Annotated in this window: 23 protein-coding genes and 3 pseudogenes; 17 read left to right on the plus strand and 9 right to left on the minus strand. The window is 69.7% G+C overall.

Features of this window, described 5'->3' with window-relative positions; all coding sequences use genetic code 11:
* Positions 1-236: 236 nt before the first annotated feature.
* Positions 237-824 (plus strand): hypothetical protein, encoded by a 588-nt coding sequence (locus tag ACTVZO_RS00905; protein ID WP_443296439.1) that lies wholly within the window; start codon positions 237-239, stop codon positions 822-824.
* Positions 825-1,039: 215 nt separating this feature from the next.
* Here ACTVZO_RS00905 and ACTVZO_RS00910 read toward each other — a convergent pair whose 3' ends face one another.
* Positions 1,040-2,509, minus strand: a complete 1,470-nt coding sequence (locus ACTVZO_RS00910) for an RICIN domain-containing protein (RefSeq protein WP_443296441.1) — start codon at positions 2,507-2,509, stop codon at positions 1,040-1,042.
* A 556-nt stretch (positions 2,510-3,065) separates the two neighbouring features.
* Between ACTVZO_RS00910 and ACTVZO_RS00915 the strand changes: the two genes are divergently transcribed.
* The 8 genes and pseudogenes from ACTVZO_RS00915 to ACTVZO_RS00950 all read left to right on the plus strand — a co-directional run bounded on the left by ACTVZO_RS00915 (position 3,066) and on the right by ACTVZO_RS00950 (position 8,568).
* Positions 3,066-4,016: a phosphotransferase family protein gene (locus ACTVZO_RS00915; protein WP_443296442.1), complete on the plus strand. Its 951-nt coding sequence runs from the start codon at positions 3,066-3,068 to the stop codon at positions 4,014-4,016.
* 149 nt (positions 4,017-4,165) lie between these two features.
* Positions 4,166-4,492 carry a hypothetical protein gene (locus ACTVZO_RS00920; protein WP_443303010.1) on the plus strand — a complete coding sequence of 109 codons (327 nt, stop codon included), beginning with the start codon at positions 4,166-4,168 and terminating at the stop codon, positions 4,490-4,492.
* Positions 4,493-4,574: 82 nt separating this feature from the next.
* Positions 4,575-5,351: a hypothetical protein gene (locus tag ACTVZO_RS00925; RefSeq protein ID WP_443296443.1), complete on the plus strand. Its 777-nt coding sequence runs from the start codon at positions 4,575-4,577 to the stop codon at positions 5,349-5,351.
* A 557-nt stretch (positions 5,352-5,908) separates the two neighbouring features.
* Positions 5,909-6,244, plus strand: a complete 336-nt coding sequence (locus ACTVZO_RS00930; RefSeq protein WP_443303011.1) for an ArsR/SmtB family transcription factor — start codon at positions 5,909-5,911, stop codon at positions 6,242-6,244.
* 162 nt (positions 6,245-6,406) lie between these two features.
* Positions 6,407-6,781: a hypothetical protein gene (locus ACTVZO_RS00935; protein ID WP_443296444.1), complete on the plus strand. Its 375-nt coding sequence runs from the start codon at positions 6,407-6,409 to the stop codon at positions 6,779-6,781.
* A 470-nt stretch (positions 6,782-7,251) separates the two neighbouring features.
* The gene (locus ACTVZO_RS00940) at positions 7,252-7,428 is read left to right on the plus strand and encodes a hypothetical protein (RefSeq protein WP_443296445.1); all 177 of its coding nucleotides are present in this window, start codon (positions 7,252-7,254) and stop codon (positions 7,426-7,428) included.
* Positions 7,425-7,646, plus strand: a pseudogene (locus tag ACTVZO_RS00945) (hypothetical protein); the annotation flags it as partial. The gene ACTVZO_RS00940 and the pseudogene ACTVZO_RS00945, both read left to right, overlap by 4 nt.
* A 406-nt stretch (positions 7,647-8,052) precedes the next feature.
* Positions 8,053-8,568 carry a hypothetical protein gene (locus ACTVZO_RS00950; protein ID WP_443303423.1) on the plus strand — a complete coding sequence of 172 codons (516 nt, stop codon included), beginning with the start codon at positions 8,053-8,055 and terminating at the stop codon, positions 8,566-8,568.
* A 120-nt stretch (positions 8,569-8,688) separates the two neighbouring features.
* Here ACTVZO_RS00950 and ACTVZO_RS00955 read toward each other — a convergent pair whose 3' ends face one another.
* Positions 8,689-8,901, minus strand: a complete 213-nt coding sequence (locus ACTVZO_RS00955; RefSeq protein ID WP_443296446.1) for a hypothetical protein — start codon at positions 8,899-8,901, stop codon at positions 8,689-8,691.
* Positions 8,902-8,998: 97 nt separating this feature from the next.
* Positions 8,999-9,829 carry a hypothetical protein gene (locus ACTVZO_RS00960; protein WP_443296447.1) on the minus strand — a complete coding sequence of 277 codons (831 nt, stop codon included), beginning with the start codon at positions 9,827-9,829 and terminating at the stop codon, positions 8,999-9,001.
* Positions 9,830-10,794: 965 nt separating this feature from the next.
* Between ACTVZO_RS00960 and ACTVZO_RS00965 the strand changes: the two genes are divergently transcribed.
* The 6 genes and pseudogenes from ACTVZO_RS00965 (at position 10,795) to ACTVZO_RS00990 (ending at position 16,667) form a co-directional block, all read left to right on the plus strand.
* The gene (locus ACTVZO_RS00965; RefSeq protein WP_443296448.1) at positions 10,795-11,001 is read left to right on the plus strand and encodes a hypothetical protein; all 207 of its coding nucleotides are present in this window, start codon (positions 10,795-10,797) and stop codon (positions 10,999-11,001) included.
* Between the two features lie 872 nt (positions 11,002-11,873).
* Positions 11,874-12,068: a DUF1737 domain-containing protein gene (locus ACTVZO_RS00970; RefSeq protein ID WP_443296449.1), complete on the plus strand. Its 195-nt coding sequence runs from the start codon at positions 11,874-11,876 to the stop codon at positions 12,066-12,068.
* An 82-nt stretch (positions 12,069-12,150) separates the two neighbouring features.
* Positions 12,151-12,610: pseudogene (locus tag ACTVZO_RS00975) on the plus strand (MerR family transcriptional regulator); the annotation flags it as partial.
* Positions 12,611-14,713: 2,103 nt separating this feature from the next.
* Positions 14,714-15,145, plus strand: a complete 432-nt coding sequence (locus ACTVZO_RS00980) for a hypothetical protein (protein WP_443296450.1) — start codon at positions 14,714-14,716, stop codon at positions 15,143-15,145.
* Positions 15,146-15,243: 98 nt separating this feature from the next.
* Complete coding sequence (locus tag ACTVZO_RS00985; RefSeq protein ID WP_443296451.1) at positions 15,244-16,095, plus strand: helix-turn-helix transcriptional regulator; 852 nt, start codon at positions 15,244-15,246, stop codon at positions 16,093-16,095.
* Between the two features lie 263 nt (positions 16,096-16,358).
* On the plus strand, positions 16,359-16,667 hold the full coding sequence (locus ACTVZO_RS00990) for a putative quinol monooxygenase (RefSeq protein ID WP_443296452.1): 309 nt from the start codon (positions 16,359-16,361) through the stop codon (positions 16,665-16,667).
* A 103-nt stretch (positions 16,668-16,770) separates the two neighbouring features.
* On the opposite strand, the gene ACTVZO_RS00995 is transcribed toward ACTVZO_RS00990, so the two are convergent.
* The 3 genes from ACTVZO_RS00995 to ACTVZO_RS01005 form a co-directional block, all read right to left on the minus strand.
* Positions 16,771-16,977, minus strand: coding sequence for a DUF2180 family protein (locus ACTVZO_RS00995; protein WP_443296453.1), 207 nt, complete (start codon positions 16,975-16,977; stop codon positions 16,771-16,773).
* Entirely contained in the window at positions 16,977-17,243 is a 267-nt protein-coding gene (locus tag ACTVZO_RS01000; protein ID WP_443296455.1) for a hypothetical protein, read from the minus strand. The genes ACTVZO_RS00995 and ACTVZO_RS01000 overlap by 1 nt, the downstream gene beginning before the upstream one ends.
* 128 nt (positions 17,244-17,371) lie before the next feature.
* Positions 17,372-17,902 (minus strand): RpiB/LacA/LacB family sugar-phosphate isomerase, encoded by a 531-nt coding sequence (locus ACTVZO_RS01005; RefSeq protein WP_443296456.1) that lies wholly within the window; start codon positions 17,900-17,902, stop codon positions 17,372-17,374.
* A gap of 220 nt (positions 17,903-18,122) precedes the next feature.
* Between ACTVZO_RS01005 and ACTVZO_RS01010 the strand changes: the two genes are divergently transcribed.
* A complete protein-coding gene (locus ACTVZO_RS01010; protein ID WP_443296457.1) occupies positions 18,123-18,995 on the plus strand; it encodes a helix-turn-helix transcriptional regulator in 873 nt (290 codons plus the stop codon).
* Here ACTVZO_RS01010 and ACTVZO_RS01015 read toward each other — a convergent pair.
* The 3 genes and pseudogenes from ACTVZO_RS01015 to ACTVZO_RS01025 form a co-directional block, all read right to left on the minus strand.
* Positions 18,992-20,755, minus strand: coding sequence for an Imm49 family immunity protein (locus ACTVZO_RS01015; protein WP_443296458.1), 1,764 nt, complete (start codon positions 20,753-20,755; stop codon positions 18,992-18,994). The two genes, ACTVZO_RS01010 and ACTVZO_RS01015, sit on opposite strands and share 4 nt — an antisense overlap.
* Positions 20,756-20,822: 67 nt before the next feature.
* Complete coding sequence (locus tag ACTVZO_RS01020; protein WP_443296459.1) at positions 20,823-21,722, minus strand: hypothetical protein; 900 nt, start codon at positions 21,720-21,722, stop codon at positions 20,823-20,825.
* A pseudogene (locus ACTVZO_RS01025) lies at positions 21,719-22,732 on the minus strand (SPFH domain-containing protein). The gene ACTVZO_RS01020 and the pseudogene ACTVZO_RS01025 overlap by 4 nt, the downstream one beginning before the upstream one ends.
* A 116-nt stretch (positions 22,733-22,848) precedes the next feature.
* On the opposite strand from ACTVZO_RS01025, the gene ACTVZO_RS01030 reads away from it, so the two are divergent.
* Positions 22,849-23,382: a hypothetical protein gene (locus tag ACTVZO_RS01030; RefSeq protein WP_443296460.1), complete on the plus strand. Its 534-nt coding sequence runs from the start codon at positions 22,849-22,851 to the stop codon at positions 23,380-23,382.
* The last annotated feature ends 178 nt before the right edge of the window (positions 23,383-23,560 follow it).

Here is a 23,560-nt window from a genome sequence, read left to right on the forward strand (position 1 = left end):
CGTCGCCCGGTGTCCTGGTCGAGCAGCGCGAGCATGGCCGTTGAAGAGGCGCCCCCACCCGGCGTCCGCAGGAACATGACGGGCCTGGAAGCACCCCGGGGCCAGTGACGCCGCCGGTCACACCGGTACCGCTTTCGGTGGATCCGGGTACGCGGGCACCCGGATCGCGGCAGCCTGGACGTGGCCAACTGGCCGATGGGTCGGCCCGACCGGGCGCTCGCGGGAAGGGGTTGAACGTGGTGGACAGGGTGCTCAAGGCGTTGGGGGCCGCGCATGAGGGGTCGGTGGGGGTACTGCTGGCCGACGGTGTCGAGCCGGGGCCGGTCTACTTCGACGTGGGCAGCGGTCCGAACGTGCCGTCATCACGCGAGTGGCACGCCTACGACGGCCGGCACGGCCGCCCCCGGGCTGCGGTCCTGCGGGGCAGCTGCTCGTGCGGGTGGCGGGGCGCCGCGCAGTACCCGCTCGACTGGACCGTCCTCCCCCACGACCAGCCCCTCTACGAGGTGGACGTCGACCTGTCGGGGCCGATCGCGGACCACGAGGCGCACGTGTCGGCGATCCGGGATGCGGCCGTACCGCTCCCCGCGGAGCTCACCGGTATCCTCACCGACCTCGTCCGCGCCCTCGACGCCCTGGCCCTCGAGGAGCCGCTGGTCACGTTGAAGGCCCTCGCCGACATGCGGTACGTCATCGCCCGGAGCGGCCAGGACGCCGTGTACGAACTCGCCGCCCGGGACGTACCGACCGACGAGGTCGCAACCGCCCTCGGAACGAACACGGCCGCGGCCCGCAGATACCTCAACGACTACCTCTACCCCTGACCCCAGCCGCCCCGAACCGGGCACCCAGGTCGGTACGGCGGATCCCGCCTCCCTCGGCCAAGCCCAGGCAGGCGGCGACCCGCCGGTGCCCCACGCCCAGGGCAGCCGGGCTGCCGGGCTGCCGCCTCACCCTCGTCATAGCTCTCAGCTCTTCGGCGTGACGGGCCGGGGCGGGCCGGACGTGTGCCGGCCGTCCCGGTGAGGGCGAGGCCGGTTTACCACCAGGTCTGGGCGGGGCTGTTGTCGCAGGGCCACTGGCTGGCGAGGGCGCCGTCGCCCTGACCGCGGATGGTCAGGCACTTCCCGGAGTACGCGCCGACGATCCTCCAGCCGCCGCCCGGGACGGGCTGAAAGCGCCAGACCTGGCTGGAGGGAACGTTGTTGCAGCTCCACTGGTTGGCCGTCGCCCCGTCGTCCCCGACGTCGCCTCGGATCTCCAGGCATTTGCGCGAGTCCAGGTGGACGAGGTTCGCGTCCCCGCCCGGGGTGGTGATGAGCCACTTCTGGCTGGAGGAGTTGTTGCAGGTCCACTGGTTGGCGGTCGCCCCGTCCTCGCCGGCGCTGCGCCGGATCTCCAGGCACATCTGCGTGGCCGCGTTCACAAAGGTCCGGGGACCGGTCCCAACCGACGGCGGAGGCGGTGCGGGCTGCGGCGCCTTGCTCTGTGCCTGCTGCGGCGGCGTTGACGGCGCTGGGTTCGCGCTCAGCTGGGCAGGCGCCGCAGCAGGTGCTTCCGGGGACGGCTCAGGGGTGGATGAGGGTCCGATTCCGGGATCGGCGGACTGTGATGGAGGTGTGGGGGAAGGAGCCGGCGGCGACGGGTCCTCGCCCGGCTCGATGGACCCTTGGCCCTGGGTTTCTGGTGAGGAGGCCTCCGTGGAGGGCGCCTTCGCGTGGTCGGGCCGGTTGGCGACGACCAGGACGGCGACCAGGACCAGGAGCGCGGCCCACTGTGCCGGAGTGCTCCACCGTGCGTACCGGGCGGTCCGCCCGCCCCGCCTCGCAGCTGGGCCTGGGAGCGAGCGCGAGACGACCGCCTCGTCCGCGTCGGAGCGGGGCTCCGGCTCCGGCTGCGACTGCGACTGCGACCGGACGTCCGCGGGAGCGGCTGGTCCCGCGTCCGCCGAGGTCCGCTGGTTGTCCGTGGACAACGGGGCGGTTTCACCGGCGATCGGGGCGTTCGCGTCCCGCTCCGGAACAGGACCGGCGACCGCGTCCGCGCGTGCGGTGACGGGGCCGGTATCCGCGACGGTCGGGGGCGCCGTCGCGGCGGGCGCCGTGACCTCATCCGCGCCCGTGCCTCGGCCGGGGTCTGGAACTGGGTCGGCCGGTGCGGGCAGCGGCTCCGTCGCCGGCGCGAGGGCCGGCGCCGCACCCCGGGCCGGTGTGGCGGTAGCCGCGGCGGCCATCGCCGCGATGTGCAGGCGGCGTGCTTCCTGGAGTTTGTGATCGCGGGTGCGGGCATCGCGGGGGTAACGGTCTTCGATGATCTTCTTGAGCCGCGACAGCGGAACGGTCTTCACACCGGAGCGGTACTCGCTCCACACGCTCCGACTGCCCTCATAGCGCCCCTCGAGCTGACTCACCGTGTACTCGGCCGTCAGATCCCGCAGGAACTGCGCGAGCGCGTTCGCCTCATCGGTGCGCCCTCTTAACGGGCCCGGCGGACGCCCAGGTCTGCTCATGACTCCCCCTCCATGGTCCAACTTATCTGCGCATGTTCGTACAAGTTCGCGGATATCCGAAGTCCCACCCACGCTGACCTGCACAGACGTACATGCCTGCCGCCGGACAATCAGACCAGGTTCCAGCGTGGTGTTCCACCGCTTCCGCCAACCAGGACAGCGGAGTCCGCCACAGCGAAGGAACCGCCGCGAAAGCGCCGTTCATGCGCCGGCCCCAAGCCATCGCGGCTCCGGCCGGACTGACACTGGCCGTGGGCCTGGCCGACATACCCGCCCCGGCGGACCCGTCACCCACGAGCAGATCATCGCCGCCCGCAGCGTGCCGAGCACGGACCGCGCAGCGTCGGCAGATCCTGGTGGAACGGCGGGCAAAGGACCTGCTGTCCTCCCACGAGCGACCCAAACCGGGCACTTGAGCCGCCGTTGCGGCCGCCTTGGCGGCGGCCTGAGCGCGCGACGACCGCCACCGTGCGCACGCCAGCGGATGCTCGCCGATACCGCACGGTCGAACGCGATCCGCTCCGTAGCCATCAGTCCACTGAACAAGGGATGGTCCATGACCGGCTTCCTGACAGCACAAGAGCGCGCGGACCGTACCTCCGCCGCCGTCGAGGCAGCCGTCGAGGCTGGGCGCGGGCTCGGCCTGACCGTCACCGAGCCCACAGTGCTCCACGACCTCTTCTCGGTCGTCGTCCACCTCGCACCCGCACCGGTCGTCGCCAGGATCCCCACCGTCCTGCCCCGTCCCGACGATCTGGCCGCCCTCGCGCGCCGCCAGCAAGACGAGCTGGATGTCACATGGTGGCTCGCAGACCAGGGGATCTCCGTGATCGCGCCCAGCCCGCTGGTGCCGCGCGAGCCCGTGCAGCGCGGCGGGTTCTCCATGACGTTCTGGCCGTTCATCGAGGAGGCCCGGGACAGGGAACCCGACTACGTGGCGAACGCCGAGAGCGTCGCCGACCTGCACGCGGCACTGCGTACCTACCCGGGCCGCCTGGAGTTCCTGTCCGCGGCCGACCCGCGGTTCATCTCGGACAGCCTCGCCCTGCTCGACCAGCACCCCGACCTGATGACGGCGGCCGATCTCGACCGGGCCCGTCGCGAATGGCAGCTCCTCGAACCCCTCGTACGCTCACCGGGCGCCTTCCTGGCTCGGTTTCCCGGGATCGACGTCCAGCCCATCCACGGCGACTCCCCGCCCGCCAACATCTTCAACGCCCTGGACGGCGACCTCTACGCCGACTTCGAACTGGTCACGCTCGGCCCCGTCGAATGGGACCTGGCCGCTCTCGGACCCGAGCATGAAGCCGCCTACAACCGCGGCGCACAGCGCAACGGCACGAGGCCGCTCGACAAGGAGGTTCTCGCCTTCGTCAACGCCTTGGGCATGCTGCGGGTCATCGCCACCCTCACCCTGGTCCCGCAGCTCCCCGAACTGCTGGAGTACCTCAAGCCCGCGATCGACCACTGGCAGACGACACCCTTCGCCGTGGACATCAGCGGCTGATACCAGGCGCTCAGTGCCCCGACCGCCCCGACCCCCGCGGTACGCACACCGGTGACAGGCCAGACCGAGCCACCCCGGCCGGGAAGCGCGAGCACCCGGTCGGGCACAGCCTCCTCCAGGAACTGGCCCTCCTCAATGGGGGCCTGGCCATCTCACACGCCGAAGAGCGGCCGGAACGGCCGGTCCGCCGCCACCACCTCGACGGTCTCCGGGCCTATGTCGCCCACCTCAACCCCCTACCCCCGAGTCTCGTCCACTCCCCCGCCATCGGCTTCGAGTCGGAGAACGTGGACCTGGCGATCTTTGTGCAGGTCGCGAGGCAGCGGAACACCTGGTCCCCGGGAGAGTTCCGCTCCTTCGCGGACAGCACTCGTACTCAAGAAGGCGGCGCCCACGAAGTGGGCTTCCGTACCGCGCTCACATCGTCGTCAACGACTACGCGCGCCGTCGACAGCACACGTCCGCTCCTCTGCTGACGTGGTCCGGATCCCTTTAGCCTCACAGGGACTGTCGGAATCGTGACCCAAACCATTTTCGATCACACGTGCGATGCCTGGCATGATCGCCTCGTCCGTGGACACCACCTCGCAAAGCTTCGCCCTCGGCCAGGTGATCGGGCTCTTGTCCGTCGCCCTCATCGGCATCGCGCTGCTCTGGAAACTGACCAGCACCTGGCGCGCTCCCTCGACCCCGCCAGGTGGCGACCCTGCCGAAACCGCCCGGACCGAGTCCCAGCGCCGCCTGATCGTCATCGGCGCCACCGTGCTGATTGCGGCCGTCGCCGGCGTGCAGGCCACGGTCGCCCACAACCCCGAGCCCCGAGCCTCCGAGACCACGGCGGCCGATCCGGCCTACGCCGCCGGCGGCGCGCCGCGCTCCGTCACCTTGCCGGACGGTTTCGATGACTTCCGTCGGATGACGGGCGCGGCCGAAGAGCGGACCGCAGCCCAGCTCTTGGCAGGGCGCAAGCAACTGCCCGGGGGAACGAAGGCCGGGTTCTACGACAGAGGCGGGGATGAGAACCTCGAGTTCGTCGTCTTCCTCCGGAGCGCGGAATGGGACCCCACGATGCACGACGAGAAGGCGACCGAGTCGATCTCGCAGGAGTTCCTCAACTTCTTCACCGGAGCCAAGGCCCGCGACGTGACCGGCTTCGACGCGGGGCCCCACGGCGGGCGCCTCAGCTGCGGCCTCTCACAGGGCGTGGACGGCGACCAGGCCGTGTGTGCCTGGAGCGACGCCACCTCCTTTGCCGCCGTCCGGTTCGTCCGCGACGCCGACCTCGCAGGCGCCGCCAAGACCACCCTCACACTCCGTAACGCCGCCACGCACTGACCGCACCACCGCCCTCACGACGACTCGCTGCATCACGCCTGCTGAGGGCTGTCCCGCAACAGTCGGCGTCAAGGGTGCGGAGCCGCAGCGGCATGAGAGTGCGCCCTCTCCGAAGCTCCTCGGAGCGGTCGCAACCGCACCTCGATCCCGAAATCCTGGCCGGCCGGTCCGGGTCGAGCAGGACCTGAGCCGGCACGAAGTCGCCCGCCGGCTCGGGCTGGGCCACAGCACGAGGAGGAAGCTCGCTCTCCCCGTCGGCCCGAAGGCGCCCGGAGCAGGGGCATGGGCATACCTCGCCGACATCGGCAGGAGGTTGGGAGGGGCTGCGGTTCATCGGGCTCCTGGAGACGGAGTTGGCCGGACGTCTCACCCTTCTGCGGTGAACACGGCGGCCTGCGGCCTGATTCCCGAATTCCGGGTGGCTGCCCGCAGCGTGCGGACTTCTGCAATCGTGGCGGTCACAGCGCGGCAGACGCCTGACAGCCGCCCGATAGTGAGATGGGGCTTGCGCCGTGCCAGGACGCGCCGACAAACCGAACGAGGCCGGGACACCAGAGATCAGCACTCCCCTGTACCAGCTGAAGGCCGAGTTCTTCAAAACCCTCGGCCACCCGGTCCGCATCCGCGTCCTGGAACTCCTCAGCCAACGCGAACACGCCGTCTACGAACTGCTCAACGAGGTCGGTGTGGAAGCCGCGGCCCTGTCCCAACAGCTTGCCGTGCTCCGCAAGGCGAACCTCGTCCACGCCCGGCGCGAGGGCGTCAGCGTCCACTACCGGCTTGCCAGCGATGAGGTCGCCGAACTCCTGCGCGTTGCCCGCAACATCTTGACCGGCGTCCTCCAGGGGCAGGCCGACCTGCTGGCCGACCTGACCTCACGCCCGCACCGATAGCGCCGGGCCGCGCCTTCCGCACTGTCGGCCGACTGCCCGCCCTGGTCGCCCTCCACCTGGATCACGTCAATCCCACCCGAAGTTGGCCAATCCTCCACGGGCGGGCCCCGATCATGGGTAGCGTCACGCTCAGCGCACGCGAACTCACCGGAAGGCGACGTCATGGCCAACGTGGACACGGCCCTCAAGGACATCATGACCAGCGTCGAGGGGACCCTCGGGGCGGCACTGGTCGACTACAACAGCGGGATGGCGCTCGGAACCGCCGGCGGCGGACGCGACCTCGACCTCTCCGTCGCCGCCGCGGGCAACACGGACGTCATCCGCTCCAATGCCCGCACCATGGAACACCTCGGACTCACCGACGCGCTCGAGGACATCCTGATCACCCTCGGCAACCAGTACCACCTCATCCTCCTGTGCACCGGACGGGGCAAGGAAACCCTGTTCCTCTACCTCGTGCTCGACAAGCGCAACGCCAACCTGGCCATGGCCCGGCACCAGCTCCGGCGCATCGAAGCCGAGCTCGAAATCTGACGACACTTCCATTCCCTATGGCCAAGAGTTGCAATTTTTCGCAACTCTCCACATCGACATGTCCGGGAGTCTGCAAACCCCTGAGGTAGCCGCCGACCACCCCCGTCGGCCCTCGCGGGTCTGCGATGACCCTCAACACGTGCATCAACATGCCGGTGCCGGGCAGCCGGCGGCCCTGAGCGACGCCGCGGACGCTCTGCGGTCGCCGTCCCGAACGGTCCGCGGCCTCGCGGACGGGCATGCATCCACCACGGTGCGCGCTCCGGGGCTCGCCGGAATCGGGGCCGGATCGCAGCACACGTAAGCCGTCGATCACGGACACCCGGCCCACAACTCCGGTGCTCGGTGGCTACCCGGGCATGGGGCCGGGCACTACCGGTGGCAGGCTCGCGGTCCCGGCCGTGACAGGCGAGCCGAGCGTGCCCTCCGAGCAGAGGCCGAAGACAGTGATGTCCACCGGGAAGCTACCCGTGTTCCTGCCGACCGACCATTGCAGCGGCCGGCTGGGACGGCGGAGGCAGTCACGGAGGCCGCCGCACCGTCGACTGCCGGTGCCGGTGCGGGTGCCGGTGCCGGTGCCGGTGCCGGTGCCGGTGCCGGTGCCGGTGCCGGTGCCGGTGCCGGTGATCGGGGAGGAGGGGCTGTGACCAGCGCTCCACACCTGCTGACCGAGGACCGTCCGGAGTACGAGCGGATCCTCGACGAGGCATTGCGGACGGCCTCCGACCGCCCGGAGTTGGCCGCCGTGGGCGAACGGCTCACTGCGGAACAACTGCGCACCATGGCGATCAACTCCACCGCACTCCTCACGGCGGCCGCAGCGGCCGAGTACGCCCACTACGTGAAGGTCCGCGAAGAACGCCGTGGTGCGGTGTTGCAGCGGCACAGGTCCTCGGACACGGTGCACCCGTCCTCGCGTTCGGCGTCCGCCCCCGCTCCGTCCGTCCCTCCGCGCTCCGGCACGCTCCCCGCGGCCACCGACCGCCCTGCACGGGCCGGTCTGGGCCCGACGGTTCGGCGCGGCCTTCCTGGGTGCCGGGCAGCCCGGCGGCCGCCGTACCGGCGACGGGGTCCCCGCGCCGCGGTGGGCCGCGATGTCCTACGGCCGCCGTCTGCTGGCAGCGCTGCTCGGCCTGAGCGTACGTCCGGCGGCACCGGCACCGGCTGCGGCGGGGCCACCGCGTACCCCCGAGCCGCCGCCGGCCGCCCGCACGCGTCCAAGCAGCAGCGAAACACCGACCCTGGATCCGGCCGAGGCCGGCGGAGCCGGGGTGTTCACCGTCATCGCCGTCCTCGCCCCGGTGCTCTCGGGAGCCTCTGCCGCGCTGTTCTTCCTTGTCGGCCTGGTCCTCGAGGTGGTCAGCAGCGAGTCAGGGCTCGGCCGGACCCTGTTTGACGTTGGTTCGATGTTCGTGGCCGTGGCCTCGGCCTCGATCGTCGTATGTGTGGTCGGTCTGGTGGTCACCGCGCTGCGCAGCGGCCGCGACCGACCCGTGCCAGAGGCCGGGCTCGACGGCGAACCGGTGGACGAGGAGGTGGCCCGGGCCGGAGAAGCCTGGCGGAACGCGCTGCTGGAACGGGGCATCGTGCCGTTCCTCAGCTCAGCCCTCGCCGACCCGGTCGCTCCGCGCGCGGAGACCGATTCCCGCGGTCCCGGCCGCATACCGAACCTCGGCTACAGCCGTCCGGACTTCACCTCCCCCAGTTCGGGCTCCCAGCCCGCTACGGGCTCCCCCTCGGGCTACACCAGACCCGACTTCGCAAGCCCAGAACACCGGCCGGAGTGAGGCGCCGGCTGCGCCGCGCGTCACGCCCGCGGCCTGTCCGCCCTACGTACGGTTGGTTGTGCCCGGCATCGACACGTCGCCGCCGGGCGCGCACCTGGGGCCGCCGTTGCCCACCGGCGGTCAGCGCCTCGGGATCACTGCGCGGAGTACGCCCGGAACGTCGGCGGGGTCGACGAGGACGAGCGCGATGGCCCCGAGCACGAGCACGGGCAGCGTACGGGCGGCCGTCACGAGGACGGCGGGAACGTCGGCTGAGGCCGCACGGTGCAGTGCGTACGCGGCGAGGGCCGCCATGGCGGAGAGGGCGAGGGCGGTCAGGAGCAACGGGGTCATGGACGGGATCCGATCTGTGGCGCCGGGCAGATGCCCGGCCTCGCGCTTTCGCCGGGGAGACCGGCTTGAGGACGGTGTGGGAGTGGATCGATCCGCACTACGACTCCCCGGGCGCCAGGTCGTTCGTCACGGGTTCCCGCTCCTGTCGCGCGCGCTTGCGTGACGTAGACGACAGGGCGGGGGTACGCGCAGCCATGGTCCTGGCCGGGTTCCACCGTCCGCCGCTCGCGTGGTGCCGCCTTTGCTGTTCGGCCGCCAAACGCCGTGCCTTGCGCCGGACCCGCTCACCGAAAGCCACCGGGTCGCAGGCCCCGGCGACAGCAGCAGACTCGGTCCAGGTCGCGCCCTCGCCGTCGGCGTAGGCGAACAGCACCTGTCGTTCTGCCGGATCCAGCCCTCGCAGAACCACATTGAGGCGTTCGTCTTCGAATACCTGGTCGCTCTGTACACGGCCCAGCAGGTCGAGGTCGGTTGCGACCAGGTGGTACAGCGAGAGCCCATCTCCCAGCTCGGCGTCGAGGGACAGGACCCGACCATGTCGGGTTCCGCGTCGCCACAGGGGCACCAGTTGCCGGTGCAGCACGCGGGCCTCGGCCCTCAGGGCAGCAAGCCGCTCGTTCGCCTGCTTGCGCCGATCCACGTTGCGGTACAGGGGCCGGCTCCAGTCCCCGATGACGGCAGTGGAGACAGCCTCACGCCACCGCTCGCTGCGCGGTACCGACAGGACCTTGGACGCGACAAGGTCCAGCTCACGCTCAACGGAACTGCGTGCCTCTGCGACTCCTGTGATCACCATTTGAAGCCGCAGCGCTCGGAGCAGAGGCGAGAACGCGTAGTCCTGTGCCTCGGTCCAGGACCATGGGCGGAAGCCGTCCCGCTCGCGTGCGGGGCGGCTGGTGTCGAACCTGCGACTTGGCTGCGGAACCACGTTGGTTGCTCCTCACTCGATGAAGTACTCACCTCTCGGCGCCCGCACCGCACACGACCGGCAAAGAATCTCGACGACTTGGGAGGGACTCCCGTCCCTCGCTGTGAGACTGCGCCGACGCCGCTGGTCCTGCGCGCTCCTTTGCGTGGTGCTGATGGTGGGACTTCTGCGACGGCCATGGGCGGAACAGTTGACGTACGACATCCAGGGCATGCCTGCCATCACTTGCAGTCGCGAATTGCGTCTGGCCGAGCGCGGCAGCATCCACAACCGCCCCCCGGCCCCTCGGCCGGGTCGGACCGGCCTGTGGGCGCCACCGGGGGTGCGGAGCGTCCTCGATGTCGAGGGCCTGGCGTACGCGGCGGCCGAGCCGGTCGCGGTTATCGCCGCCGTGGAGGTCGGCTCGGGTGGTGCGCCCTCGGCGACCTCCGGGCTCGGACGCGCCGACCGAGCCCGACCGAGCCCGGCCGGCCACGTCACCGCCACGGGCCGCCCCCTCGTACGCACGCCGGTCGCCTCCCCCGCCGACCTGGACGACGTCGACATGCCGGGCGGCGGGACCGCCCGGGAGACCGCCGTCGACCGTACGCCGGTCGCGCAGAAGCGGAGTTCCCGCCCGCGCGGCGTCTCGTGTATTCGTTCGACTGCCCATCGCCGCGGGAGTCGCGCAGCGGCGGCGGGCTTCGCGGCGGGCCTCCAGCAGAATCGTTTCCGCCTCCGCGAAAGTGGAGGTCGTGGGCGCGGTGGATACTCGAATTTCACCGTGGCCACCATCGTCCACCGGCAACAAAATTGCTGGTTAAGGGGCCTGACGGTCACTCGGAGCACCGGGTTCCTGAACGGACCTGTCCTCTCACCGGCGGTGACGCCTCGCCACGCCTGTAGAGTGTGGACTGCCCTCGTGTAGCTCTCGGGGGGTCGGGACAACCGGCCCGCCTTTCCGAGCACTACACGAAAGGCGCCAAGTGAGTGGCGACACCGGCAACACCGACGGCATGCCCAATCCCTCCGGGGAGGACGACGAGCCGAAGCCCTGCCGGGATTGCTCTCGCGGGACGCGATCTCCCCTCGACGTCGTCGGGGTTCTCTTCGGAGATGAGATCGCGGACGGTATCTCGGACTCGGCCATCGAGTTCGGGAAGTGGCTGCTCGAATTTCTGAGCAGTATCTGACCGTTTCCCTTGCCTTGAGGCGCGCCAAAGCCTGAGGGCAGTGATCACGCGAGACAGCCCCATCACCGATACAGCGGCCCCCCTTCTTCATCCAGAACGTCGGAGCAGGGGGGCCGTTGGTGTGTCCGGACTTCGTTGATCATGCCGTGCTTCGTGGTCGACGGGTCCCCGTACGCGCCCTTGCCTACGCGGCGGCGGCCGTGCGTGATGCCGGGATCGCACATCGGAGCGCCTGATAGAGCAAACGTTGCTCGCGAGAATCCTCTGCCCCGACTTGGCTGGCGTCGACCCGAAGGTCGGGCCCTTGTGCCGCGTGGGTGGGCAGCCCCAAGGGTAGGACCGGTCGGGGCGCCTTGGGCTACCGCTCATGGGTCACCAAAGCACTCTGCCCTCAGGCGCGCCAACGCCTAAGGGCAGTGATCATGGGAGACATACCCCACCGATGTGTGCAGCGACCTCTTCTTCATCCACGGAGCAGAGATCGTTGTCATCGCTCTAATGCCTGGGCTATAGAGACGAGAGCCACCGTAACGCACTATGCGACTTCGCTACCACTCCGACAGCCAAGAAGGATGTCGCCAAGAAGACTGTCTGAGAGCCGACTCCAGCGATCTGGACAGGCAAACATGCAGGTCAGCGACTGATGGAGGTTCCCTCTTCGCACAGGCATCTCCACTTGTAAGCCGGACTGCTGCCTGCGGTGTTAAGAGCGGCGCTACAGCAACTCCAAGAGGATGCTCTCCTCAGCAGCCTCCGGGGCAGAAAACCTCTGCCGTGCAGGCCGCGTCTTCAGGCGAAGTTGCTCCGAAGGAGTCCGTTCGGTCACGTGTGGAGGTTCATCACCGCCTGAACCTGTCTGAGATGCTCCATTCATGAGTACACCACCGGACGGGTTGCCCGTCTACCGAGTCCTGACCGGCCCCGACGACGCCACGTTCTGCCACCGGGTGAGCGAGGCGATTGGCCTTGGCTACGAACTGCACGAAGGCCCCGCCGTCACCTTCAACGGTGAGAACGTCATCGTTGCCCAGGCGCTGATCTGGGCGGCAGGGTCACAGAAGCCTTGAGAGGAGCGTTGGCGGCGCTCGTCGGTGTTGACCTTCACGTTGGTTGAAGCTCGATGATGGCGCGGTGCCAAATGATGATCTGATGCCGATCGGCGTCTTCGCGCAGCGCAGTGGTCTGACCTCCAGCGCTCTGCGGTTCTACGCCGACTCCGGGCTACTGCCCCCTGCCGAGGTCGACCCGGTCTCGGGATACCGCTACCACAGCGCTCATCAGGTGGCTCGAGCGACCGTGCTGCGACGGCTTCGGGAGATTGGCATGCCCCTCGCTGGTGTCGAGGCGGTACTGGGTTCCGGGGCTGACACGGCATCCCGGCTGCTCGATGAGCATGTCACGAAGGTCGTCGGAGACGCGGTGGCGGCTCAGCAGAATGCTGCCACCATCACGTTGCCGGTTGCTGTCCGAGGACTTCCCGGACTATCGCCTGATGTTCGCGTCACTGGGTGAGGTCAGCACCCGCGTGACGGTCTCGAAGGATCTGCTTCTGAGAAACCTGGAAGAACATCCCGGTGAGCACGTCGGGCTCCAACCTGGGACGTCCGGGCCCTGGACGCCGCCGATGCCGTCACCTGGCCGAAAACTACCGCCGACTCGGTTCCTTCGAAGCCGCCACCGAGCACATCAACGCGGCCGAAGAACACGCCCCCACGCTTCCTCAGAATGCTTACGGTGACCTTCTTCGTGGCGCCATCCAAGAGGTCGCTGAGGCCATCGACAGGCGGGACCGCACACGGCGAGCCACCCGCTGGGCGCGCGCCGGTCACCCCCGCCACACGGGCGAATCCGTGTTGGGTGAACTCCGGCCGGGTAAGCACACCGCATTGCCGGCCGTCGCGGTACGCCCAGCCGAACCTGATCAGGCCGAGCTCCTTGACGATGCGGCAGGCGGTCAGGACCCGGGGAAATCGCCGGCCGCTGTGGACGATGCCTCCTTCCCTGCCAAGACGCTCGCCGCCTTGCGGGACATAGGTGCGCGCGGTGAGCGACCGGCTGCTGTACGGCTACGGGCCCCCAGACGGGCATGACGCGACACCCGTAGAGGTCATCTGAAAGGCGGATCGCGGATGAGGCCGGAGCAACTGGTCAAGAACGCGTACGCCGATGTCTGGGGGTCTGTGTCGCCCCCGGTCTACGAGACGGCCCGCCTGGTCTCCCTGGCTCCCTGGCTGGAAGGGCACCGCCACCGGGTCGAGTTCCTGCTGAGCCGGCAAACCGCCGACGGCCACTGGGGGCCCTCGGGCAGCGTTGGGCTCGTACCCACGCTCAGTGCCGTGGAAGCACTGCTGGTCCTCCTGCGCAGCGGCGAGGGAACAGCCGCAGACCTGGGTCGTGAACGCGTGGACGCCGCAGTCGTGGCGGGTCTGCGCTGCCTCGCGCGCCACGGGTTCGTGGACGACGCGCTGGTGGACACCGCGGCGCACGAACTCATCATCCCGGCCCTGGTGGAGAGCATCAATCAGCTGACCCGCCCCACCCACCAGCCACTCCTCATGCCCGCGGGACTGCGCCCGGAACTGCGGACACAGGTCAGACAAAAGGTCGGCGAAGCAGGCGTGGTCGCGTCCAAGCTGCAGCACGCCTTCGAGGCCTTCGCGGACGAACAGACCGCACTGCTGCTACCTGATGCTCCCGCTCTCGTGGGCAGTTCGCCCGCGGCAACGGCGGCCCGGATCGGCTTGAGTGGAGGGCCTGAACAGTCCCCGGGCCGGACCCGTGCCCTCGCCGACCTCGTGCGTCACCATCATGGGCTGGTCCCGTCGGTAACCCCTACCGCTCCCTTCGAGCGGTTGTGGATCCTTGCGATCCTCCTCACCGCCGGCTGCGCGGTGGGTGACCCCACGAGCCATGTCGAACAGGTCCACGGGCTCCTGGGACCGGACGGAGCGCCCGGCGTCGACGGACTGCCGCCGGACGCCGACGACACTGCCACCGCGCTGACCCTGCTCGGCCTCCTGGGCGAGGCACGGGACCCCTCCGTACTGCGCCGGTTCGAAACGCCCACCCATTTCGCGTGCTACCCCGGCGAGGACACGCCCTCTCCCACGGCCAACGCCCATGTCCTCGAAGCCCTCGGACCGTACCGGCAGCACACCGGCCACGGCCGCCGCCCCTGGACCTACCGCGCGAGCGCCAAGGTCGTCTCGTGGCTGTGCCAGACGCAGGCGGAGGACGGCACGTGGAGCGACAAGTGGCACTCCTCCCCCTTCTACGCTCTGTACTGCTGCGCCCCGGCCGGGGGCGACCGGGATCTCCTCGGCCTGGCCCGGGCTTTCCTGCTCGGCACCACGCGATCCGGCTCTGTGGCAGGACAAGGACCGCTACGCTCCCCACGCCGTCGTACGGGCTGTGGTGACCGCCGCACTGGAGGCCACCGACCGCCTGCTGATCACCGCACCGGGCTCCGCACTGTCGATCAGCGACGCCCTCGACGCTGTCAGCGACCATTTCGGCCGTCCGCCGGGGCAGCCGCCCGCGGCCCGGGCAACGGAGATCGCTCACGCCACCCGGTCCTGGGTCCAAGGTCACCAGGGGATGTCCCAGGCCCTCATCCCGTCCCTTTCCGCAGTCGTCACCGGGGCCCATCCCGACCTGAAAGCACCGGAGTTGGAGCTTCTCATGCGGGCTCTGATGTGGATCTACGCCTTGGATGACCTGTTCGACACGGCCGGCTTGGCCACCCACGAGCTCCGGGAACACACCCCTGGCCCTGATCCTCCTGGACGATCTTTCCGCCCAACACGTCCTGCCGCAGCTGAGCGAACTGGGGACGCAGGAAAACGTGTGCATCCGCCTGGCCAATGACCTGGCCACGCACCGCCGCGAACGCGAAGAAGGCGGCATCAACGCCGTACGCCTCCGCCAGGACGCGGCCACCTCCTGCGGGCTCGACCCGCGCCGAGCACTCGCCGAAGCCGAAACGCAGGTGGCACGCGACCTGCGCTGGGCGATGACCAGACTCAATGCACTCGCCATGACACAGCACACCGAAACCGGCCGCCCCGAGCGCACTCTGCTCGGCATCACCCGTGCGACCTGCGCCCAGTACGGACACGTCGATTTTCGGTCGGACTTCACGTGAGCCGCGCCGAGTCGGCAGGCTCCACGCACATCCCGGACGATACCTCCGTCACGGGGCTAAAAGTAGGATAGGGGAACTAATAGGCGATTGGAGCCGAAATGAGAGACCGGCAGCTTGAGTTGAAGGAGTTCTTGCGCTCGCGGCGCGCCCGGATCACTCCCGAGATGGCAGGTATCGGGCGGGGAACGGGATTCAGCGGAAGGCGTCGGGTGCCGGGCCTTCGTCGAGAAGAACTGGCGCAGCTGGCCGGGGTGAGTATCGACTACTACGTACGTCTGGAGCAGGGTCGCGGGGGGCAGACGTCGTCGGAGGTCCTCGAGGCTCTGGCCGATGCGCTACGGCTCGATGCGTTCGAGCGGGCCCACCTGTTCGCCCTGGTCCGGGGAGAGGAAGTGCGTCTGCCCGCCGAGCAGGAGCAAGGCGTGCGTCCGGGGGTGCAGGCACTGCTCAAGGCGTTCGGACATGTTCCGGCCTATGTGATCGGCCGACGTCTGGAAGTCCTGGCCTGGAACGACCTCGCTCGCATGCTCATCGCCGACTTTCCGGTGCTCGGGGAGGAACAGCGCAACCTTGCCCGGCTCACGTTCCTCGACACCTCGGCACGTCAGCGATACGTCCACTGGCAGAAGAAGGCCCTGGACACGGTGGCATTTCTCCGCTTCGACCTCGGGCGCCACCCGGATGATGTCCGACTGCGCGCCCTGCTTGAGGAGTTGCGGGCGGGGAGCGGGGATTTTCGGCGGATGTGGTCCCAGCACGACGTACGAAATGTCACGCACGGATCCAAGCCTCTGTACCACCCGCTGGTGGGCACCCTGCAGGTGTCGTTCGAGACGTTGAGGTTGCCCGACGACCCGGACCAGGCAGTCGTCGTCTATCTGCCGGAGCCCGGCACATCGGCGGCCGTCGATCTGGAGCTGCTCGCGGCCAAGGGCGAAATCCACGGGTGAGGGGGTGGTAGTGCCATTCCCATGACGGCGCCGCCCATGCATGGCGTTCCTGGGAAAAGGAGGGTCTGGGCGGCCTGGTACATCGGCGGCAGGGTGGTTGTCACCGCCGCCGAAAGGGTGGCGGGACCACAGTGAGCGCCGTGCGCGCAGCACGGGGCCGCTGAGCCGCAACGGCGCCGCCTCCGTTCGACCACGGGTGGTCGAACGGGTCACAGGCAGGCACCTGAAAGTTCCGGCTCGGCAGAACCGCAGAGGAGAACGCCATGACCTATCACGTGCTCGTTCAGTTCGATGTTCCGCCCGGCAAGCGCGATGACTTCTTGGTCGCCGGCCTCTTCGACGCTGCGGGTTCCCTGGCCAACGAACCGGGAACCCTGCGCTTCGAGGTCATCCGCGACGAGGACAACCCGAACCGCATCTACCTGGACGAGGTCTACGCCTCACGCGAAGCGTTCGAGGAGCACTGCGGCAACCAGACCATCAAGAGCTTCTACGAGATGGTCGACTCCTACGCCCAGGGCCCGAACTTCCTGTTCAAGGGCCACCGGGCGGAGGAGTCGACGCAGGCCTGATCCGCGAAGCCGGCGCGGCCCGGACCGGCGCCCGGCCGGCCGAGGTCGAGGCCGGGCGGAGCCGCCGGGCCGCTCAGGGGGCCCGGGCATCGAGGGCCGGCCGTCATGCGGCCCGGCGGGCTCCGTAGCAGATTCGGCAGGTGATGCGCCGGGCCTGGACGGGCGAGGAGCTCCGTCCCATGCCTCCCGCGCGGTGCACGTCGCGCCCGGTGGTGATGCTGTGCTGCCGGCACAGGGCCGCGCCGCACCCGGTGCAGATCGCCGTCGCCACCGCGGTGTGCCCGGATGCGGCGCAGTCGAAGCACCCCATCAGGCTGTGAGCGGGGCGTGCCGCCGCAGGAGCCTGAGGAACTCCCGGAAGAGCTGCGGGTTTTCGGACCAGTCGCGGACGCTGACGAGATTGCCGTCGACAACGGGAGCCGCGTCGACGAACGTGCCGCCGAGGTTGAGCCTCTCCACCTTCGGGGCGGCGATGGTGACCTGGTAGCCCTCATCGGTCAGGCGTTGCAGGCCGTACAGCGGTTCCAGATCTTCCGTGGCGTCACCGGCGACGACGAGGATCTTCGGGGCGGACATAGAGGTGTTGTTCCTCTCGTTGGGGGCCGCCGGAAGCGGCGGGGAGGGACGGGCGGCAGAACGGCTGGGGCGGGACGGTGCCGGGGATGCGCACGCGTCTGAGGGAAGGGCGCACCCGCCGCTCCGGGTCAGGGCGCGGGGACACCGCAGGAGGCGGTGGTTTGGCGCCGATCGGTCTGGCCTCCGGTGTTCTTGGCGTACTCGGCCTCGTAGTCGGCCATCGCGTCCATCAGGGGCGCCCACTCGCAGGTGGGGTCGTAGCGCAGGCCGAGCCACTGGTCCACCAGGGTCAGGGCGTGGTGGAGGCTCACGCTCATCTGCCCGATGGTCATCACCTGGGCGTTGTTGATGAGGACCGAACCCTCCACCTGGTACGCGTCGTTGACGGTCACGGCACGGATGCCGGGGACAAGACCTGCGCTGATGGCCATGCCGAGGCCCGTACCGCAGATCAGCAGGGCTCGGTCCGCCTCTCCGTCGGCGACGATCTCAGCGGCGTCCACGGCGATGTGCGGGTAGCCGGTGTTGGCGTCCTTGACGACGCCGACGTCCCGCACGGACGCGACGCGCTGGTCGTTGCCGAGGAATTCCTTGATGGCTTCCTTGTATTCGAAACCACGGAAATCACTTCCGATGACAATGCGCAGTCGGCTGCTCATGACGTTCCTTCACACAGGGGTTGATTTGCCGGGCGGTCTCGGCGGTCGATTCCGGTCTCTTTCCCGCGGTGCATCCACTCTGCGGACTCATGCGCCCGAAACCAAGTCCCCAGGTACGCCTGCTTCTTCCCTCGGTTCAGGAAAACCAGTCTGCGTCATCCGTGGGTACATCGATCCTGGGTCTCCTGGTACCAGCCTCGGCACACGGCATGATGGGGGTATGGATCGTCGATCGGAATTGCGTGAGTTCTTGCGTTCACGACGGGCCCGGGTACGGCCCCAGGACGTAGGCATAAAGGGATACGGTGCTCGCCGCCGGGTTCCGGGGCTGCGCCGCGAGGAACTGGCTCAGCTCGCCGGTGTGAGCGTGGACTACTACATACGTATGGAACAGGGACGCGGCGGCAAGGTGTCCACCGAGATCCTCGACGCCGTCGCCCTGGCGCTGCAACTGGACGAGACCGAAAGGCAGCACCTGCACTCCCTCGTGCTCTCCGGCAGCGGCACCACCAAGACGAAGGCGGACTACACCGCACAGCAGCAGCACGTCAGACCCGGCCTGCGGTGCATCCTCGACACTCTCGAAAACGCGCCCGCCTATGTGGTCGGCCGCCGCCTGCAGATCCTCGCCTGGAATGACCTCGCCCGCGTGCTCATCGCCGATTTCCCCAGCTTGCCGCTTGAGCGTCGCAACCTGGCACGTTTGACGTTCCTCGATGAGACGGCGAGACAGCGGTACGTCAACTGGCAGAAGAAAGCCGATGACACGGTGGCCTTTCTTCGGGTCGACGCGGGCCGCCATCCACACGACGACGAGGTGGTGCGGCTGATCGCCGAACTCTCCGAAAAGAGCGAGGACTTCCGCCGCATGTGGGCCGACCACACCGTCCGCGACGAAACCCACGGCCACAAGCCCCTTTACCACCCGGCCGTCGGCGAACTCGACCTGTCCTTCGAGACCTTCCGCATCCCCGACGACCCGGACCAGGCACTGACCGTCTACGCCGCCGAACCCGGCTCACCAGCCGCGAGCAGCCTGCGCGCCCTGGCAGCCAAGGCGCGGGCCGGAGAATCGTTCGCAGAGGTCGTCTAGAAGGGTTCAGCGGCCCGCAGGAGGTACGGCGGCAGGTACGGGGACTCGACGCGAATGGCCCATCCTCGGCGGCGGGCGTGGCAGGCCAGCGCGAGGACGTCGAGGTTGACCGAGACCTCCGGATGGTCGGCGCGGTCGGCGACCTCGTAGTAGGCGCGGTGGGCTTCGAGCGCGTCGGCCAGGGCCAGGTTGAAGCTCTCCTCGTCACCCTCCACGAGCTGCGACAGCAGCACGGCCGGCGGCATCGCGAAGCCCCAGTCCTTGGCCCTCTCGGCCTCATGCAGCGCGCGCTCCGCGGCCGCCTCGGGCTCGGTGCCCGTCAGGTAGGCGTGGAGGGCCACGCGGTACGCGGTGAACGCGGAGCCGTCCGGGCGGGCGAAGGCGGGGCCGGTGAGGACCAGCGGGGCGAGGTCCTCGCGGACGCCGGTGATGAGGGCGAAGGCGGCGGCCGTCTGCCAGTATCCGGCACCGGCTTCCGCGCCCCGCTTGGCGGGGTAGCGCAACGTGCGCCCGCCGATGGCCACCTCGGCCTCGGAATCCGGCCCGGCCAGCGCGATGCGGAACAGCGCCGCCCCCATCTGAGAGGCCAGCCGAAGGGTGGCGAGCTGGGCGTCCGTGACGGCCGTGTCCTCGCCGGGGTTCCCCGCCCGCCACTGGAACAGGCGCTCCTGATCGCCCAGGAGGCTGCCCAGCCGCCCGACGGAAAGGGGCTCGCCGCCGACGGGAGCGAACGCCTCCTGGAGGTGCTCCTCGTACACGGCCTCGATCCGCGCGATCCCCTCCCGCTCGCAGGAGGGACGTTCCACCACGAGCGGGCCCGCGGCGAGCTCGGCGACAGCGTCCGGCCGCCTGTTCCGGCCGAGCCCCGCGACCCGCGGGCCCCTGGTCTCGAAACCGGTGACCAGCGCGTGCGGGAGGTAGTCGGTGTCAACCGCCGGCGCCCAGCCGAGCGTCCGGTACGCGATCGCGGCCAGCGCGATGGGCACGAGCGGGAGCAGGCTGCTCGGTGAGGCCGCCGGGCCGTGCAGGGCGCTGTATCCGACCAGGAGCTCGGCCAGGGCGGCATCGAAGCCCTGCCGGTCCTCGGCGGACAGCGCGCGCAGCGTTCGCAGGGCCAGGCCGTTCGGCTGGTCCAGGAGGGGCTCGTCCGTTTCCGCCGCACGGGTACGGATGCGGTCAAGAGCGGCGTCCACGGCAGTCAGCTTGGCCTGCGCGCTCGGCGGGTACACCCCGTCGCCGGCGTCGTCCAGGACTACGGCCGTCAACCCCGTGGCGAGCTCGCCGAGGGGCGTTCCCTCCGCCTGTTCTGCGAACTTCCGGCGGGCGAAGGTGAACTCCTCACCGTGCCACTTGGCCTTGTCCCTGAGGACCGCCAGGCACAGCGCGTCGATCCACTCCCCCGGTGTGACCTCCTCCTCGGGGGCGTCGGCACCCGGGTCGTAGTTCATGCCGAAGTTCACGTACTCCAGGAAGACGTTGAAGCTGCAGTGCGGGTGGTACGCCGCGTACGCGACGGCGCCGGCCGCGGCCTCCGAGGCGTCCTTGAGGGCGACCCTGGCCTCTGCGGTGTCGAGATCGGGCGTCTCGGCGGAGAGGGCGCCCAGGTAGTCGAGGAACTCGTCGGCGATCGACTGCCATTCGTAGGTCGCCATGCGGCCGGCCCTCGACATCGAGTGCACTTGGCGCCCGATGCGGTTCGTGAAGTCCTCGCGCGCTGCCGACATGGCGGCCCCGCCCACCTGGTGACGCTCTATTCGCACTGCCCTGCTCCCTGATCGATTTCGGTATCAGCCTAGGTGCAGGGTCCGACAGGCCGGCGATGGGCGTTCACGTCACCAGGCTCAGGGATGTTTCCGCGATGCCCAGCCGGACGCTCTGGCCACAGGTCAGTTGCAGGGCGTCGCTCTCCATTCCGTCGCCGAAGACCACGATCCGGTCCGACTCCACGGTCAGCGTCAGGCCTTGTCCCTGCTCCAGCTCGCCGGCGACCCTCGTCGTGCCGGTCGCGGGGGACGGCCAGGCCTCGCGCACGAACCACAGGAGCCGCCGGTCGCGGGGTTCGGGCAGCCCCACGGGGCTGCCGCGCTCCAGCCACAGGGAGCGCAGCCAGCCGGTGGCGCCCGTCCCGGTGCCCACCAGCACCCCGGAGGATGCCTGGGCCTCGCCCGGCCCCGTCTCGCCTTCGGAGCCCAGTCGGTAGCGGGCCGTCTGGTGGCCTGGCGAACCCAGGTAGATCTCGTTCAGCGCGAGGAGGCGCTGGGTGTCGTCGGCCACGGCCTCGACCATGGTCAGCTCTTCCACCCGGCCCCCGGCCTCGGCCGCCGCACGCAGCAGGGCGGCCGCGTCGGTGCACCGGTGGCGGACCAGCACCCCCGGGTTGCGGCCCGGGTCGGTGTCGATGCCCACCACCGGCTGGCCGCGCAGGTACTTCGCGGTGTTGGCGACCAGGCCGTCCTGGCCGACGACGACCACCACGTCCTCCGGGGCGAACAGGAAGCGGTCCAGGTCCGCCCGCTCCACCCGGGAGCTGCGCCAGGTGAGCGGGACGGCCGCCGCCACATCCCGCAGCGCCTGCCGCGTACGGTCGTGGCGGCGGAACACCTCGTCGATCGACCGGCCCCGGCTGGAGAGGAAGAACGCGGCCTGGCCGTGCGTCCCGTGCCGGGCGAGCAGTTCCTCGTACTCGGTCCTGCGGTGCACGAGCACCGCCCGCGGGGCCAGGCTCACGCGTCCGCGCCGCCTTCCGGGCGTCCGAGCCTGCTGAGGAGCCCGGTGAGGACGTCGGGAGAGAGCGTGATGCTCTCGATCCGCGGCAGGTTCTCCGCCAGCCGGGCCACCGCGAGGGCCTGCAGCGTGCCCGGGGCGGCTTCGTCGTGCACGCGCAGTCATGCGGCCTGGACCTCGGCGCGCGCGGCGCCCGTCTGGCGGGCCGCCTCGGCGTCGGCGCGGGCCAGGCTGACCTTGCGGGCCGCCTCGGCCTGCGTCCTCACGGCGTCGGCCGCCGCCTTCTCCTCGGCCTCGCGACGGGTGTTGGTGCCGCGCTGCTCGACCAACTGCTCTTCTCGGCGGGCGAGTTCGATCTGGCTGGCGAGTTCGTTCTCGGCGATGGCGCGCTCCCGCTCCACGGCGACGGCCCGCCGTTCGTAGGTGGCCCGGTCCGCCTCCTGCTGGATCTGCTCGCGGGCCGGGGTGCGCAGGGCGCGCTCCACCTCGGCCTCGGGGCGGATCGCCACGACCCGCACGGCCACCACGTCGATGCCGGTGGCCGGGAGCCTGGGCTCGGCGGCGAGACCGTCCGCGACCCGTCCCCGTACGGAGGCGACGCCGTCCACCAGGGCGACGGCCAGCGGGGTGCGGGCCAGTACGTCGAGCGTGTGCTGCTGCGCGGTCTCGGTGAGGAGCGTGGCGATCTGCTCCAGGGGCGCGCCGCGCCAGCTCCCGGTGTCCGGGTCGACGGAGAAGTCGAGCCGTTCCGCGGCCTCGGCCGGGTTGCTGATCCGGTAGGTGACGGTGGCCTGTACGGCAACGTCCTGGAAGTCGGACGTACGGGCGTGGAACGCCATTGCCAGCTCGCGGTCGTCGACGGGCACTTCGGAAAGGGCCGCCGACAGCGACCGGTACCAGAAGCTGAGCCCCCGCCCGTCGTGAACGAGACGGCCCCGCCTGTGGTGGCGGATGTGGGCGGTGGGCGCGGAGCGCAGATGGCGCCAACCGAAGCGCCGGGTGATGTCGGCCATGGCGAACCCCCTTCATTTCGTCAGTACGACGATAAGGAAAGGATCCGATATCGTCAAGAGGACGAAAAGAGGCGTGGCTGCCCGGCGGCAGGATCGGGTTCTGGCACGCTGGTCGGGTGAGCGGGAACGCAGGGGCGTCGGGTGAACGGTTTCGGGATCGGCGCGAGCACAAGTACGGATACGACTTCCTCGATGAGGTGCTGGTGCGTTGCCCGCGGTGTGACGGGTGCGCCGCCGTCACGCCCTACCCCGGCATCCCCACAGGGGAGACGGCGGCCGGCCCCTGGATCCTGGACCTCGATCGGCGACTGCTGTGCACGGAGTGCGGCTACTTCAGGGATCAGGAGGGGCGGAAGGCCGGTTCCGGCGGCACGGACGGCACGGACGGACCTGTCGATCCCTACTGCCAGCGACCGCTGTGGTTGCAGGCGAGCTGCTGTGGCCACGTGCTGTGGGCGTACAACGGGCGCCATCTCCATCTACTGGAGACTTACGTGGCGGCCAAGCTGCGTGAGCGCGGAGAGCCTGCGCCGGGGGCTCCGACGAGTCTGGTCGAGCGGCTTCCCACCTGGATGAAAACCGCGAGGAACCGGACCGAGGTCTTGCGGACGATCAGGCGCTTGAGTTCCACGCTGCCCGCTGGTGGGTGAGCGACGGCCACTCCATCGTCGTCCGAGCCAACGGATGGCCAGCACATGGCCGGAACGGAAAATGTTTTCCGCTGACGCCTATCGAAGGGCCGTTCACTGGGAATGCTGCGTGTAATCTCCCGCCCGTGCCCGGCGCTCACACCGCGCCGCCCGGGCGGGCCTTCCGTTCTGAGCATTC

Origin of the sequence: Streptomyces sp. IBSNAI002 (genome assembly GCF_052244475.1) — a bacterium.
Taxonomy (GTDB): Bacteria; Actinomycetota; Actinomycetes; order Streptomycetales; family Streptomycetaceae; genus Streptomyces.

What these genes read in the sequence shown, in the direction of transcription:
- ACTVZO_RS01010 (WP_443296457.1), top strand. Translation starts at nt 18,123, where the DNA reads ATGGATCGTCGATCGGAATTGCGTGAGTTCTTGCGTTCACGACGGGCC.
- ACTVZO_RS00990 (WP_443296452.1), top strand. Translation starts at nt 16,359, where the DNA reads ATGACCTATCACGTGCTCGTTCAGTTCGATGTTCCGCCCGGCAAGCGC.
- ACTVZO_RS00925 (WP_443296443.1), top strand. Translation starts at nt 4,575, where the DNA reads ATGATCGCCTCGTCCGTGGACACCACCTCGCAAAGCTTCGCCCTCGGC.
- ACTVZO_RS00910 (WP_443296441.1), bottom strand. Translation starts at nt 2,509, where the DNA reads ATGAGCAGACCTGGGCGTCCGCCGGGCCCGTTAAGAGGGCGCACCGAT.
- ACTVZO_RS00995 (WP_443296453.1), bottom strand. Translation starts at nt 16,977, where the DNA reads ATGGGGTGCTTCGACTGCGCCGCATCCGGGCACACCGCGGTGGCGACG.
- ACTVZO_RS00970 (WP_443296449.1), top strand. Translation starts at nt 11,874, where the DNA reads ATGAGTACACCACCGGACGGGTTGCCCGTCTACCGAGTCCTGACCGGC.
- ACTVZO_RS00935 (WP_443296444.1), top strand. Translation starts at nt 6,407, where the DNA reads ATGGCCAACGTGGACACGGCCCTCAAGGACATCATGACCAGCGTCGAG.
- ACTVZO_RS00985 (WP_443296451.1), top strand. Translation starts at nt 15,244, where the DNA reads ATGAGAGACCGGCAGCTTGAGTTGAAGGAGTTCTTGCGCTCGCGGCGC.
- ACTVZO_RS01000 (WP_443296455.1), bottom strand. Translation starts at nt 17,243, where the DNA reads ATGTCCGCCCCGAAGATCCTCGTCGTCGCCGGTGACGCCACGGAAGAT.
- ACTVZO_RS00955 (WP_443296446.1), bottom strand. Translation starts at nt 8,901, where the DNA reads ATGACCCCGTTGCTCCTGACCGCCCTCGCCCTCTCCGCCATGGCGGCC.
- ACTVZO_RS00915 (WP_443296442.1), top strand. Translation starts at nt 3,066, where the DNA reads ATGACCGGCTTCCTGACAGCACAAGAGCGCGCGGACCGTACCTCCGCC.
- ACTVZO_RS00980 (WP_443296450.1), top strand. Translation starts at nt 14,714, where the DNA reads ATGACCTGTTCGACACGGCCGGCTTGGCCACCCACGAGCTCCGGGAAC.
- ACTVZO_RS01005 (WP_443296456.1), bottom strand. Translation starts at nt 17,902, where the DNA reads ATGAGCAGCCGACTGCGCATTGTCATCGGAAGTGATTTCCGTGGTTTC.